Consider the following 15271-nt stretch of genomic DNA (forward strand, 5'->3'; position numbering starts at 1 on the left):
GGCGTGTCAGCGCGCGACGTCCGCCAGGAAGTCGGCGAGCCGGCGCGCGCCTTCGTCGATCGCGTCGGGGTCCAGGTAGCTGCAGGACAGCCGCAGCTCGTGGTCGCCGCCCCCGTCGAGGTAGAACGTCGACATCGGGGTCCAGAGCACTCCGTACTTCTCGGCGGAGTACTCCAGCAGGGCCATGTCCACCGCGACGGGCAGCCGCAGCCGCACGAAGAAGCCGCCGTCGGGGTCGTTCCGGGTGACCTTGGGAGCCCGGTCCGCGACGTGCCGGTCGAGCGCCTCGGTCAGCAGCCGCAGGTTCCTGCGGTACAGCTCGGCCTTGGCGCGGCCGGTGCGGACCAGGGACCCGCCGTGTTCCAGGAGCAGCCCGCCGACGACGGCCTGGGCGATCGGCGACGTGTTCACGGTGACCATGGTCTTCAGCTCGGCGAGCACATCGGCGAGTCTGCGCTCCGCGCCGGTCCGCCGGTCGGTGACCCGCTGCCCCGCGACGACGAATCCCACCCGGGCCCCGGGCAGGCAGACCTTGGCGAACGTGCCCAGGGTGATGACGTTGCCGGTGCGGTCCAGGGCGGCCAGCGGCGGCAGTTCGTCGCCGGGGGCCGCGGTGAAGCCGTAGGCGATGTCCTCCAGGAGCAGCAGCCCCTCCTCGGCGGCGAGTTCCAGCAGCTCCTCGCGGGTTTCGAGGGTCATCCGCGTCCCCGAGGGGTTGGCGAAGTCCGGGGCCACGTAGAGGGCGCGTATCCGGCGGCCGGCGGCCCGGGCCGTGGCGCACAGGGCGCGCAGCCCCGCCACGTCCACCCCGGTCGTCCCCTCGGAGACCGGGACCACGTCGATGTCCAGCAGCCGGGCGGCGCCGAGGATGCCGACGAAGGACGGGTCGACGACGGCCAGGATGTCGTCGCCGCCGCGGAAGAGGGCGCGGAGGGTGAGGAACATCGCCTCCTGGCAGCCCACCGTGACGACGATGTCGGCCGGGTCGGCCCCCAGCCCGTGGTCCAGGTTCAGGGCGTCCGCGACGATGTCGTTGATGATGCCGCGGCTCGGGCCGTACTCGAAGAGCAGCCGGCGCGCGGCCTCCGGTTCCAGTCCGCGCCGCCGGGCCAGGTGGTCGCGGCACGAGGTGATGTACCGGTCCAGGTCCACGCCCTCGAAGAACGAGGTGTGGGGTGCTCCCGGCGCGAACGAGACGGCGTCGGGGTAGCGGCCCATCACCTCGTTGAGGAAGCTGATCGAGCCGACCGCGGGGTCCGAGGCGCTGCCGTGCAGATCGTCGCGGAGGTCGAGGGCGCCGGGTGTTTCGAGCGCGTCGAGGGCATCGAGGGCGGGGTCGGGGGCGGGCAGGCTCATCGTTCCCTCACGCTGAACTTCGTCGTCTTGTCCATGACGTCCTCGGCGTAGAGCCGGAGGCCCTGCTGGAGGGCGAACTCCGCCATGTAGGCGCGGAATACCTCCGGCGGCTCCTCCGCGAGGTTGAGCATGGCCCGGTTCGCGACCACCGCGGGTGCCGCGAGTTCCTCGACGGCCGCCTCGACGGCCGCGGTCACCTCCTCGGGCTCGACGACCTCGTCGCAGAGGACCTTCGCGTCCGGCTCGTCGGCCTTGATCCGCCGGCCGGAGAGGATGACCTGCCGGGCCAGGCGGTTGCCCCCGATCCGGGGCAGCCGCAGGTTGGCGGCGCCGGGGACGATGCCTTCCTGCGCGGCCGGCAGGCTGAGGAACGCGTCGGAGGCGGCGATCACCCGGTCGAACACGAAGAGGAGCTGCATGCCGCCGCCGATGGCGAAGGTGTCGACCGCCGCGATCCACGGCTTCTGCACCGACCCGCCCCGCCAGTCCCGGGTCTCCCCGGGCCGCAGCACGCCGTGCTGGATCTTGCTGATGTAACCCATCTCGCGCCGCAGCAGGAAGTCGACGTAGGAGATCCGACCCTGGCTGAGGTGGACGAGGTTGATGCCCGCGCTGAAGACCCGGCGCCCGTGGTACTTCGGGTGCGTCATCTCCCCGCCGCGCAGCACGCCCACCCGGACGCCGTCGTCGAGCAGCGTCAGGTCCACGGCCACGTCCATGGCCGCGATCAGTTCGTTGTCCTCGGCGTTGAGGCTGCCGGGGTTGGTGACCGTCACATGGGCGGCCCGGCCGATCCGCTCGACCCTGAGCGGCCCGAGGTCCACGAACCCGTCCGCGACGAACGCCGGCAGCAGGTCGAGGGCCTGCGGCGTGGGGCGCCGCATGGACTCCAGCAGGTGGGCGCCGGCCCTGGGCTGCCGGAGCAGCGCGGAGAAGAAGATCGCCTGGTCGATCTCCCGGCCTTCCTTCTCCTCCTGTACGAGCTCGCGCTCGGCGTTCATCTGCGCGGCGGTGGGCACCAGGCCCGGGAACATCCCGGCCGCGGCGGCGGCCAGTTCGTCCAGCCACAGACGGGTGGTGCGGCCATCGGTCAGCGCGTCGTAGACGGCCTGGCCGTGCTCGGCCAGGAAGGCACTGCGGGCGAGCCGGGCGTCCTCCACGGCACGGTCGAGGCGCGCCTGCTGCTTCGCGGTCCGCTCGCTCTTGCGGGGCAGCCCGGCCAGGATCTCCTCGGCGTGGGCGGCCCGCGCCGAGGGCTCCCGCCAGGCGTCCGCCGGCGCGGCGGGTACCTGAGGTGTGGACGGCACGGAAGGTGCGGGGGGTGTGGGGGTGGTGTGTGCGTTGGCCACGGGGGGCATGGGAGTGTCCGGTCCTTCCGTCTCAGGCCGTCGCGGAGGCGGTCGTCGCCTCTGCCGCCGCCTCAGGCGCCTCTGCCGCCACCGTCGTCGCTGCCGCGCGCAGGGTGCGGTCGCATGCGGCGAGGTGGATGCCCAGGGCCTCTTCGAACGGCGTGTGCACGGCGTCGAGGACCAGGCTCCGGAGCAGCCGGGGGTCCCGGACGGGGGTTCCGGCAGTCGTGAAGGCGGCGCACCAGGCGTCGACGTCGTCGGTGATCTCGTCCACGATGTCCAGGCCGTGAGCCTCGGCCGCGGTCAGCGCACCCCGCCCGGCGCGGGCCAAGACCAGACGACGGGTGCGGGAGGTGCCGATGCGGTTGCCCAGCCGGTGCAGCGCCATGCCGGTCCAGAAGCCGCCGTTCACCACGGGCAGGGCGAGCCGCAGGTCCGGCCCGCCGAGCCGGACGTCCGCGGCTGTCAGCACCTCGAGCGCCGGACCGCCGCACGTACCGGACACCGCGACGACCGTGACGGCGTCGAGCCGTTCGAAGCGGCGCAGCGCGCGCTCCCACTTGTTCACGGCGTGCACATCGGCGTCACCGGGCCATGCGGGCGTGCCCTCGCCCGCCTCCACCACGACCGTGGCGGCGCGCTCGCGCTCGGCCCGCTCGCAGCACTCGACCAGCACCCGGGTCAGCTCCCTGATGCCCGCCGTCAGGTCGAGCCGGAGCCGCACGACGTCGGTCTGCGGTATCGCTGTCACTTTCATCATTCCTTCGTTCACTGCTGCCGATCGCACCACGAGGGGTGGTACGTGGTACGGGGACCGGCCGCGGGCCGGTCGGGCCGGTGAGCTGTCACCGGCCGGTCCGCCGGTGCGCTGTCACCAGCGGACGAGGGCCGTCTCGATGGTCGAGCCCGGACCCATGGTCATGAACACGCCATAGTCGCCGGGCCGTGCCACGTTCTCCTCCAGCAGACGCTGGTAGGAGAAGAGGAACGACCCGCTGGAGAGGTTGCCGTAGTCGCGCAGGACACCCGTGGTGTGGCGGAGGTCGTACCTGGTCAGGCCGAGGTTGACCATCACCGAGTCGATGACCTTCTTCCCGCCCGAGTGCACGACCCAGTGCTCCACCTCGCTGCGCAGCACGCCGGTGCCGGCGAGCAGCCGGTCGACGACGTCCTCGGCGTTGGCCCCGACGACGTACGGGACGTCCCGGTCCAGGAAGAAGCTGAACTTGCCGTGATCGTCGTCCCAGTCGTACCGCATGGCGTCCAGCGCCTCCGGGATGACGCAGCTCGCGAACTTCAGGATCTGCGGCCCGCGCCCGCCGCCGGAGATCGCCTCGGTGGCACCGCTCCCGGAAGCACCGGCCTCCAGGAGGTCCTGCCCGGCCGGGGCCCTGAGAGCCACCGCGGCCGCGCCGTCGCCGAACAGGCTGTTGACGACGGCGCTGCGCATCGTGTCGTCGAAGACGTACGCCGCCGAGCACGCCTCGATGCACACCATCACGGCGAGCTCGCCCGGGTGGGTGCTGGCCCAGCCGGCCACGGCGTTCAGGGCGTTGAGGCCCGCGTTGCAGCCCATGCCCACGATGTCGCTGCGGGAGCAGGTGTGGGGCAGGCCCAGGTCCCTGATGAGCCGGGCGGAGAAACCGGGGGTGAGGAAGCCGGTGGTCGTGACGCACGCCAAGTAGCCGATGTCGGACAGCGCCGCGCCGCTCTGCTTGACGCACTTCTCCAGTGCCTCCGCGCCCATCGCCAGACCGCTCCGGCGGTGCTTGGCCAGCAGTTCGCCCTGGGTCTCCATGCGGGGCCTGCCGGTTCCGGCCTCGATCGGGGGGATGGTCAGGTGGCGGCGCTCGATGGCGCTGTTGGCGAACAGCGAGCGGATGCGCGGGTCCGCTATGTCGTAGAGGTCGAGTACTTCCGCCTGGGTGTAGGACTGCGGAGGCACGGCCGTGGCCACCTCCACGATATGCGGCCGTGCTCCGGCGAGGAGCCCCGTCACGTCGCTCTTGATCACTGTGTGCTCTCTGGTTCGGAGAACGGCCTGTCGGGCCGTCTCAGGTCTTCCGCTGTCGCTGTCGTTGCCGCTGTCGTTGCCGCTTCCGTCGCCTTTGACGTTGCCGCTGCCGCTACCGCTGCCAGGGCGGCGCGGGGGCGCGGTGCTTGCGCTCGTGGTCATGCGCCGGATTCCTCGGGTCCGGTTTCCCCGGCCCCGGCGAGGTGGGGTGCGACCAGACCAGCGATCTCCGCGAGGGCGGCCGGGCGTCCCATTTCGCGATGGGTGCAGGCGATGACGTGCCGGTGGAGAGGACCGTCCACGTAGGGCGCGAACGCCGCCGCCGGGTCACCGGCCGCGTCGTCCTCCTCCCCGGCGGTGAAGAAGAACGCGTCCCCCCGGAAGACCGGAGGCCGGTGCTCGTTCATCAGCCGCTTGTTGGCGAGCGACAGCCCGATCATGGACGCGGCCGTCGCGCCGTCCATGGCCGCGAACTCCCGGTCCCGTTCGACGAGGTAACCGGCGGCGTCCGCGACGGTCGTGATCCGCCGGGCATCGGCCTCGTCGACCACGTGGCCCAGCTCGCGCAGCCCCGCCAGCAGCACCTCCCGCTCGGACCGGTCGTCCACGGGGTCCCCGTCCTTGGCGCGCAGCCGCGCGTCCAGCAGCGCGAGGAACGAGACCTCTTCCCCCTCCTCCTGCAGCATGGCGGCCATCGCATGGGCGACCAGACCGCCCAGGGACCACCCGAGCAGGCGGTACGGGCCGGTCTTCTGCACCGACCGCATCGCGGCGACGCCGTCACGGGCCATCGCCTCGACCGAGTCGGGCGCGCTCCCCCCTTCGGACAGCAGGCGCGCCTGGATGCCGTGGACGGGGAAGCCCGCCGGGAGCCGCTTCAACAGGCCCGCGTAGCACCAGCTGAGGCCGGACGCGGGATGCACACAGAAGAGGGGCGTCCCGGTACCGCTCTCCCGCAGGGCCAGCAGGGGCCGCAGGGAGTCCCCCGCCGACACGCCGTCGACGCGCGCCGCCAGGCCCGCCGCCGTGGGCGCTTCGAAGACAGCCCGGATGCCGAGCTCCGCACCCAGCACCGATTGGATACGGCTCACCAGCCGCATCGCCATCAGCGAGTGGCCGCCGAGCTCGAAGAAGTTGTCGTCGACCCCGACCCGGTCCACGCCCAGCACCTCGGCGAACAGCTCGCAGAGCACTTCCTCCCGAGGGGAGGCCGGCGCCCGGCCGGAGGAGCCCGTCGTGTACGCGGGGGCCGGGAGGGCGCGCCAGTCGAGCTTGCCGTTGAGCGTCAGGGGAAGGGCGGACAGTTCCGTCACGGAGGCCGGGACCATGTAGTCGGGAAGGCGTTCGCCGAGGCGGGCGCGCAGGTGGGCGGTGTCGAGGGTGGTGCCTACCAGTTCCGGGACGACGTAACCGGCCAGGCGCTTGTCCCCGGGAACGTCCTCGCGGACGACCACGGCGGCCTGTGCCACACCCGGCTGGGCGGCCAGGGCGGCCTCCACCTCACCCAATTCGATGCGGAAGCCGCGGATCTTGACCTGCTCGTCTCCACGGCCGAGGAAGTCGAGATTGCCGTCCGCCCGCCAGCGCACCACGTCACCGGTCCGGTACATCCGCGTACCGGGCGGGCCGTAGGGGTCAGCCACGAAACGCCCGGCCGTCAGACCCGGCCGACCGAGGTAACCCAGCGCCAGCCCCGTACCCGCGAGATACAACTCGCCTGCTACGCCTACTGGTACAGGCCGCAAGGCAGCGTCGAGGACATAGGCGCGGGTGTTGTCCATCGGCCGGCCGATCGGCACCGCATTCGGCACCTCATCACCCGCCAGATACGGAATATGCGTCGCGAACGCGGTCGTCTCCGTCGGCCCGTACGTCGAACGCACCACGACACCCGGGCACACCGCCAACACATTGCGGATCGCGGCCGCCGACACCACATCACCACCGGTCGACACCTCACGCACCCCCGCGAACACCTCCGGAGACTCCTCCGCCAACACCCGGAAAAGACCCGCCGTCGCGTGGACGTTGGTGATGTTGTAGTCGTCCACCAACGCGCGCAGACCCGCGGCATCGACATTGCCGGCCGGAGCCACCACCACACACCCGCCCGACAGCAACGGCACCCACAACTCGTACGTCGACGCGTCGAAAGCATGATTCGCATGGAACAGCACTCGCTCCGCAACACCCGTCCAGCAACGGTCCAGCGCAAACGCCGCCACACCGGCATGCGTCGCCGCCACACCCTTCGGCCGCCCCGTCGAACCCGACGTATACATCACATACGCCACACCACCCGGAGAAACCACCACCCCCGGATCCCCCACACCAACCACACCCGACAACACATCCCGCGCGGACAGCACGGTCCCGGATGCCTCCGGGATGGCGGAAACGGCCTCGTGTGAGGTCATCGCCTCGTCCACGATCAGGATATTCGTCCCGGCCTCGGCCAGGATGCCGCGGATCCGTTCCACCGGATAGCCGGAATGCAGCGGCACATAACCCGCGCCGGCCTTCAACACACCGAGAAGAACCGCCACCAGATCGGCCGACCGCTCCATCAGCACGGCGACCAGCGAGCCGGACTCAACGCCCTCGCTCATCAAATGATGCGCCACAGCGTTGGCGCGGGAGTTCAACTCCGCGTACGTCAACCGGACATCCCCGTGAACCAGTGCGACCGCGTCCGGAGTGCGGGCCGCCTGCGCCTGGAAGAGGGCGGGGAGGGTGGCCTCAGGGATATCGGTCTCGGTGTCGTTCCACTCCTCCAGCAGGCGCTCGCGCTCCGCCGGCTCCAGAATTTCCACCTGGTTGATCGGGAGGTCGGGGGCCTCGGCGACTGCCCCCAGGAAGCGAACCAGGCGGTCCACCATCAGCACGACCGTGTCCCGGTCGAACAGATCCACCGCGTACTCGGCATTGCCCTCAATACCTGCCGGAGTGCCATCCGCCGATGCCCGTTCGCGCAACCCGAAGGCCAAGTCGAACTTCGACACCCCGTTGTCCAGCGAAAGCGCGTCGGCCGTGATGCCGGGCAGGTCCAGGCCGGCATCGCCGACGTTCTGGAACGTGAGCATGACCTGGAAGAGGGGGTGCCTGGCCAGGGAACGCTCGGGATTGAGGGCCTCCACCAGCCGCTCGAACGGCAGGTCCTGATGCGCGTACGCCGCGAGATCCGTCTCCCGCACACGATCTACCAGCGCCGTGAACGACGGATTTCCGGAGGTGTCCGTGCGCAGGACCAGCGTGTTGACGAAGAACCCGACCAGGTCCTCCAACGCCTCATCCATACGCCCCGCCACCGGCGAGCCGATCGGAATGTCCGTCCCCGCACCCAACCGCGTCAACAACGCGGTCAAACCCGCCTGCACCACCATGAACACACTCGCACCACAGGTACGAGCGACACTCACCAAACGTCCGTGCAATTCCGCATCGATATGGACAGGAACCGATCCGCCGGAGAAGGTGGCCACCGTTGGACGCACCCGGTCCACCGGAAGAGTCAATTCCTCCGGGAGTCCGGCAAGGGCGGCGCGCCAGAACGCCAACTGAGTCCCGCCCACGCCGGCCGGGTCCGCCTCGTCCCCGAGCAGTTCGCGCTGCCACAGCGCGTAGTCGGCGTACTGCACCGGCAGCGCGTCCCACTCCGGCACACCACCCGACACCCGCGCCCGGTAGGCGGCCGTCAGGTCACGACCCAGCGGGCCCATCGACCAGCCATCACCGGCGATGTGGTGCACCACCAGCAACAGCACGTGCTCATCCGGCCCGACGCCGAACAACCACGCCCGCACCGGCACCTCAACCGCCAGATCAAAACCGGCAGACGCCGCCTCCGCCAGCCTCGCCGGCAACTCCTCCGCGCCACAGTCGACGAAGCCGACATCCACCAGGCCCTCGGAAACATCGAGAACCCGCTGGAACGGCTCACCGTCCACTTCGCCGAACACCGTCCGCAGGCTCTCGTGACGCCCGACGACGTCGCGCAGTGCCGCCTCGAACGCCGTACGGTCCAAGACACCGGTCAGGCGCATCGCCAGCGACATGTTGTAGGTGGCGCTGGGTCCCTCCAGTTGCCCTACGAACCACAGACGACGCTGCGCGAAGGACACGGGCAGACGCTCGGGACGCTCCCCCGCCACCAGCGCCGGACGCACCCGGCCCGCACCCTCAAGACGACGGGCCACACCCTCCACCGTCGGCGCCTCGAACAACGTCCGGATACCGAGCTCCACACCCAGCACCGAACGAACCCGGCTCACCAACCGCGTCGCCAACAACGAATGACCGCCCAGGTCGAAGAAATTGTCCTCGACCCCGACCCGCTCCACCCCCAGCACCTCGGCGAACAGCGCGGAGAGCACCTCCTCCTGAGGCGACGACGGCAATCGTCCCGAAGAGGCGGAGTCGAAGGCGGGAGCAGGCAGCGCCTGGCGGTCCAGCTTGCCGTTCACCGTCACCGGGAACCCGCCCAACACCATGATCGCCACCGGGACCATGTAGTCGGGGAGGTGTCCGCCGAGGCGGGCGCGCAGGCGCACAGCATCGATCTCGGTATCCGGCTCCGGGACGACGTAGCCGGCCAGGCGCTTGTCCCCGGGAACGTCCTCTCGGACGACCACGGCCGCTTGCGCCACGCCGGGCTGGGCGGCCAGGGCGGCCTCCACCTCGCCCAATTCGATGCGGAAGCCGCGGATTTTGACCTGCTCGTCTCCACGGCCGAGGAAGTCGAGATTGCCGTCCGCCCGCCAGCGCACCACGTCACCGGTCCGGTACATCCGCGTACCGGGCGGGCCGTAGGGGTCAGCCACGAAACGCCCGGCCGTCAGACCCGGCCGACCGAGGTAACCCAGCGCCAGCCCCGTACCCGCGAGATACAACTCGCCTGCTACACCTGCTGGTACGGGCCGCAAGGCGGCGTCGAGGACATAGGCGCGGGTGTTGTCCATCGGCCGGCCGATCGGCACCGCATTCGGCACCTCATCACCCGCCAGATACGGAATATGCGTCGCGAACGCGGTCGTCTCCGTCGGCCCGTACGTCGAACGCACCACGACATCCGGGCACACCGCCAACACATTGCGGATCGCGGCCGCCGACACAACATCACCACCGGTCGACACCTCACGCACCCCCGCGAACACCTCCGGAGACTCCTCCGCCAACACCCGGAAAAGACCCGCCGTCGCGTGGACGTTGGTGATGTTGTAGTCGTCCACCAACGCGCGCAGACCCGCGGCATCGACATTGCCGGCCGGAGCCACCACCACACACCCGCCCGACAGCAACGGCACCCACAACTCGTACGTCGACGCGTCGAAAGCATGATTCGCATGGAACAGGACTTTTTCCGCGACACCCGTCCAGCAACGGTCCAGCGCAAACGCCGCCACACCGGCATGCGTCGCCGCCACACCCTTCGGCCGCCCCGTCGAACCCGACGTATACATCACATACGCCACACCACCCGGAGAAACCACCACCCCCGGATCCCCCACACCAACCACACCCGACAACACATCCCGCGCGAAGACCGGAGCGCAATCCAGCCCACGCACGAATTCATGCCGTGCCGAAACCTCATCGACCACAACGACAGCCGGCCGAGCCTCGGCGAGAATGCTCTCTATCCGTTCCACCGGGTAGCCGGAATGCAGCGGCACATAACCCGCGCCGGCCTTCAACACACCCAGTAGAACCGCGACCAGATCGGCCGACCGCTCCATCAGCACGGCGACCAGCGAGCCGGACTCAACGCCCTCGCTCATCAGGTGATGCGCCACAGCGTTGGCGCGGGAGTTCAACTCCGCGTAGCTGATGCTGGCACCTTCGTGGATCAGTGCCACAGCATCCGGAGTTCGGGCCGCCTGCGCCTGGAAGAGGGCGGGGAGAGTGGCGTCGGGGATATCGGTCTCGGTGTCGTTCCACTCCTCCAGCAGACGTGTCCGCTCCGCCGGCTCCAGGATCTCCACCCGGCCGATCGGGGTATCAGGCGCCTCGGCGACCACCCCGAGAAAGCGAACCAGGCGGTCCACCATCAGCTCGACGGTTCCCTGGTCGAACAGATCCACCGCGTACTCGACATTGCCCTCGATACCCGCCGGAACACCATCCGCCGACACCTGCTCACGCAGCCCGAAAGCCAAGTCGAACTTCGACACCCCGTTGTCCAGCGAAAGCGCGTCGGCCGTGATGCCGGGCAGGTCCAGGCCGGCATCGCCGACGTTCTGGAACGTGAGCATGACCTGGAAGAGGGGGTGCCTGGCCAGGGAACGCTCGGGATTGAGGGCCTCGACCAGCCGCTCGAACGGCAGGTCCTGATGCGCGTACGCCGCGAGATCCGTCTCCCGTACGCGGCCCACCAGCGACGCGAACGACGGATCCCCCGACGTATCCGTGCGCAGGACCAGCGTGTTGACGAAGAACCCGACCAGGTCCTCCAACGCCTCGTCCATACGCCCCGCCACCGGCGAGCCGATCGGAATGTCCGTCCCCGCACCCAACCGCGTCAACAACGCGGCCAGACCCGCCTGCACCACCATGAACACACTCGCACCACAGGTACGAGCGACACTCACCAAACGTCCGTGCAATTCCGCATCGATACGGACAGGAACCGATCCGCCGGAGAAGGTGGCCACCGCTGGGCGCACCCGGTCCACCGGAAGACTCAACTCCTCCGGAAGACCGGCCAAAGCCCCCCGCCAAAACGCCAACTGAGTCCCGCCCACGCTCGACGGATCCGACTCGTCCCCCAGCAACTCCCGCTGCCACAACGCGTAATCCGCATACTGCACCGGCAACGCGTCCCACCCCGGCACACCACCCGACACCCGCGCCCGGTAGGCGGCCGTCAGGTCACGACCCAGCGGGCCCATCGACCAGCCATCACCGGCAATGTGGTGCACCACCAGCAACAGCACGTGCTCATCCGGACCCACGCCGAACAACCACGCCCGCACCGGCACCTCAACCGCCAGATCAAAACCGGCAGACGCCGCCTCCGCCAGCCTCGCCGACAACTCCTCCCCACCACACTCGACGAAACAGACATCCACCAGGCCCTCGGAAACATCAAGAACCCGCTGGAACGGCTCACCGTCCACTTCACCGAACACCGTCCGCAGGCTCTCGTGACGCCTGATGACATCCGTGAGTGCCGCGTTCAGCGCATCCCTGTCCAGCGCGCCGGTCAGGCGCATTGCCAGGGGGATGTTGTAGGTGGCGCTGGGTCCCTCCAGTTGCCCCACGAACCACAGACGACGCTGCGCGAAGGACACGGGCAGACGCTCGGGACGCTCCCCCGCCACCAGCGCCGGACGCACCCGGCCCGCGTCCTCCAGGCGGCGTACCACGCCCTCCACCGTCGGCGCCTCGAACAACGTCCGGATACCGAGCTCCACACCCAGCACCGAACGAACCCGGCTCACCAACCGCGTCGCCAACAACGAATGACCGCCCAGGTCGAAGAAATTGTCCTCGACCCCGACCCGCTCCACCCCCAGCACCTCGGCGAACAGCCCGCAAAGCAGCTCCTCCTGGGGGGAGGCCGGCGCCCGGCCGGAGGAGCCCGTCGCGTATTCCGGAGCAGGCAGGGCACGCCAGTCCATCTTGCCGTTGAGCGTCAGCGGAAGTGCGGGCAGCTCCGTCACGGAGGCCGGGACCATGTAGTCGGGGAGGTGTTCGCCGAGGCGGGCGCGCAGGCGCACCGCATCGATCTCGGTATCCGGCTCCGGGACGACGTAACCGGCCAGGCGCTTGTCCCCGGGAACGTCCTCTCGGACGACCACGGCGGCCTGTGCCACACCCGGCTGGGCGGCCAGGGCGGCCTCCACCTCACCCAGCTCGATGCGGAAGCCGCGGATCTTGACCTGCTCGTCTCCACGGCCGACGAAATCCAGGTGGCCGTCCGCCCGCCAGCGCACCACGTCACCGGTCCGGTACATCCGCGTACCGGGCGGGCCGTAGGGGTCAGCCACGAAACGCCCGGCCGTCAGACCCGGCCGACCGAGGTAACCCAGCGCCAGCCCCGTACCCGCGAGATACAACTCGCCTGCTACGCCTACTGGTACAGGCCGCAAGGCAGCGTCGAGGACATAGGCGCGGGTGTTGTCCATCGGCCGGCCGATCGGCACCGCATTCGGCACCTCATCACCCGCCAGATACGGAATATGCGTCGCGAACGCGGTCGTCTCCGTCGGCCCGTACGTCGAACGCACCACGACATCCGGGCACACCGCCAACACATTGCGGATCGCGGCCGCCGACACCACATCACCACCGGTCGACACCTCACGCACCCCCGCGAACACCTCCGGAGACTCCTCCGCCAACACCCGGAAAAGACCCGCCGTCGCGTGGACATTCGTCAAGCCGTGCTGCCGCACCAACGCCCGCAAACCCGCGGCATCGACATTGCCGGCGGGAGCCACCACCACACACCCGCCCGACAGCAACGGCACCCACAACTCGTACGTCGACGCGTCGAAAGCGTGATTCGCATGGAACAGCACTCGCTCCGCGACACCCGTCCAGCAACGGTCCAGCGCAAACGCCGCCACACCGGCATGCGTCGCCGCCACACCCTTCGGCCGCCCCGTCGAACCCGACGTATACATCACATACGCCACACCACCCGGAGAAACCACCACCCCCGGATCCCCCACACCAACCACACCCGACAACACATCCCGCGCGAAGACCGGAGCGCAATCCAGCCCACCCACACACTCATGCCGCGCCGAAACCTCATCCACCACCACAACGGCCGGCGAAGCCTCGGTAAGAATCGCCTCTATCCGCTCCACCGGATATCCCGAATGCAACGGCACGTACCCCGCACCGGCCTTCAGCACCCCAAGAAGCACGGCGACCAGATCAGCCGACCGCTCCATCAACACGGCGACCAACGACCCGGACTCCACGCCCTCGGCCATCAAGCCGTGCGCCACTCGATCCGCCCGAGCGTCCAGTTCGGCATAGCTCAGCCGGACATCTCCGTCAACCAACGCCACCGCATCCGGCGTACGCGCCACCTGAGCCGCGAACAGCTGCGGAAGCGTGGCATCAGGCACGTCAGCCACGGTGTCGTTCCACTCCTCCAGCAGACGTGTCCGCTCCGCCGGCTCCAGGATTTCCACCCGGCCGATCGGGGTATCAGGCGCCTCGGCGACCACCCCGAGAAAGCGAACCAGCCGCTCCACCATCAGCTCGACCGTGCCCCGGTCGAACAGATCCACCGCGTACTCGACATTGCCCTCGATACCCGCCGGGACACCGTCCGGCGAGTACTGCTCCCCCAGACCGAAGGCGAGGTCGAACTTGGCGGCGGTCGCTTCCAGGTCGTACCGCTCCGACCGGATTCCGGGCAGATCGAGTCCGGCTCCGTCGGCGTTCTGGAAGGCGAGCATGACCTGGAAGAGGGGGTGCCGGGCCAGGGAACGCTCGGGGTTGAGATCCTCGACCAACCGCTCGAACGGCAGGTCCTGATGCGCGTACGCCGCGAGATCCGTCTCCCGCACACGGCCCACCAGCGACGCGAACGACGGATCCCCCGACGTATCCGTACGCAGGACCAGCGTGTTCACGAAGAACCCGACCAGATCCTCCAACGCCTCATCCACACGCCCCGCCACCGGCGAGCCGATCGGAATGTCCGTCCCCGCACCCAACCGCGTCAACAACGCGGCCAAACCCGCCTGCACCACCATGAACACACTCGCACCACAGGTACGAGCGACACTCACCAAACGTCCGTGCAATTCCGCATCGATACGGACAGGAACCGATCCGCCAGAGAAGGTGGCCACCGCTGGGCGCACCCGGTCCACCGGAAGACTCAACTCCTCCGGAAGACCGGCCAAAGCCCCCCGCCAAAACGCCAACTGAGTCCCGCCCACGCTCGACGGATCCGACTCGTCCCCCAGCAACTCCCGCTGCCACAACGCGTAATCCGCATACTGCACCGGCAACGCGTCCCACCCCGGCACACCACCCGACACCCGCGCCCGGTAGGCGGCCGCCAGGTCACGACCCAGCGGGCCCATCGACCAGCCATCACCGGCAATGTGGTGCACCACCAACAACAGCACGTGCTCATCCGGACCCACGTCGAACAACCACGCCCGCACCGGCACCTCAACCGCCAGATCAAAACCGGCAGACGCCGCCTCCGCCAGCCTCGCCGACAACTCCTCCCCACCACACTCGACGAAACAGACATCCACCAGGCCCTCGGAAACATCAAGAACCCGCTGGAACGGCTCACCGTCCACTTCACCGAACACCGTCCGCAGGCTCTCGTGACGCTCCACCACGTCACGCAGCGCCGCGGCCAAGGCCACGCGGTCCAGCTCACCCGACAGACGCAGAGCGAGCGGAATGTTGTAAATGGCGGCGGAGTTCTCGAGCTGCCCCATGAACCACAGACGACGCTGCGCGAAGGAGAGGGGGATCATGCGGTGGATTCCTGTCTCATAGGTCACAACCGGGAGCCGTGTCCGGTGGAGCAGATACGAAGTGGGGGGTGTGGTGGCGAAGTAAG

General features: G+C 69.3%; 5 protein-coding genes and 1 pseudogene. All 6 read right to left on the reverse strand.

The genetic code is table 11. The features are described 5' to 3' along the window. Positions 1-6: 6 nt before the first annotated feature. Entirely contained in the window at positions 7-1356 is a 1350-nt protein-coding gene (locus K7I03_RS06280) for an aminotransferase class I/II-fold pyridoxal phosphate-dependent enzyme (RefSeq protein ID WP_185945482.1), read from the reverse strand. Next, entirely contained in the window at positions 1353-2705 is a 1353-nt protein-coding gene (gene dpgC / locus K7I03_RS06285; RefSeq protein WP_224346919.1) for a (3,5-dihydroxyphenyl)acetyl-CoA 1,2-dioxygenase DpgC, read from the reverse strand. The genes K7I03_RS06280 and dpgC overlap by 4 nt, the downstream gene beginning before the upstream one ends. A 31-nt stretch (positions 2706-2736) precedes the next feature. Beyond that, positions 2737-3456: an enoyl-CoA-hydratase DpgB gene (dpgB, locus tag K7I03_RS06290; protein WP_185945480.1), complete on the reverse strand. Its 720-nt coding sequence runs from the start codon at positions 3454-3456 to the stop codon at positions 2737-2739. Positions 3457-3576: 120 nt separating this feature from the next. Then, the gene (gene dpgA, locus K7I03_RS06295) at positions 3577-4881 is read right to left on the reverse strand and encodes a 3,5-dihydroxyphenylacetyl-CoA synthase DpgA (RefSeq protein ID WP_221903561.1); all 1305 of its coding nucleotides are present in this window, start codon (positions 4879-4881) and stop codon (positions 3577-3579) included. After that, entirely contained in the window at positions 4878-10700 is a 5823-nt protein-coding gene (locus K7I03_RS34470; protein ID WP_449657236.1) for an amino acid adenylation domain-containing protein, read from the reverse strand. Before K7I03_RS34470 ends, dpgA begins: the two co-directional genes overlap by 4 nt. Further along, positions 10674-15185 (reverse strand): annotated as a pseudogene (locus tag K7I03_RS34475) (amino acid adenylation domain-containing protein); the annotation flags it as partial. The gene K7I03_RS34470 and the pseudogene K7I03_RS34475, both read right to left, overlap by 27 nt. Between the last annotated feature and the right edge of the window lie 86 nt (positions 15186-15271).

The organism is Streptomyces mobaraensis (genome assembly GCF_020099395.1).
Lineage (GTDB): Bacteria > Actinomycetota > Actinomycetes > Streptomycetales > Streptomycetaceae > Streptomyces.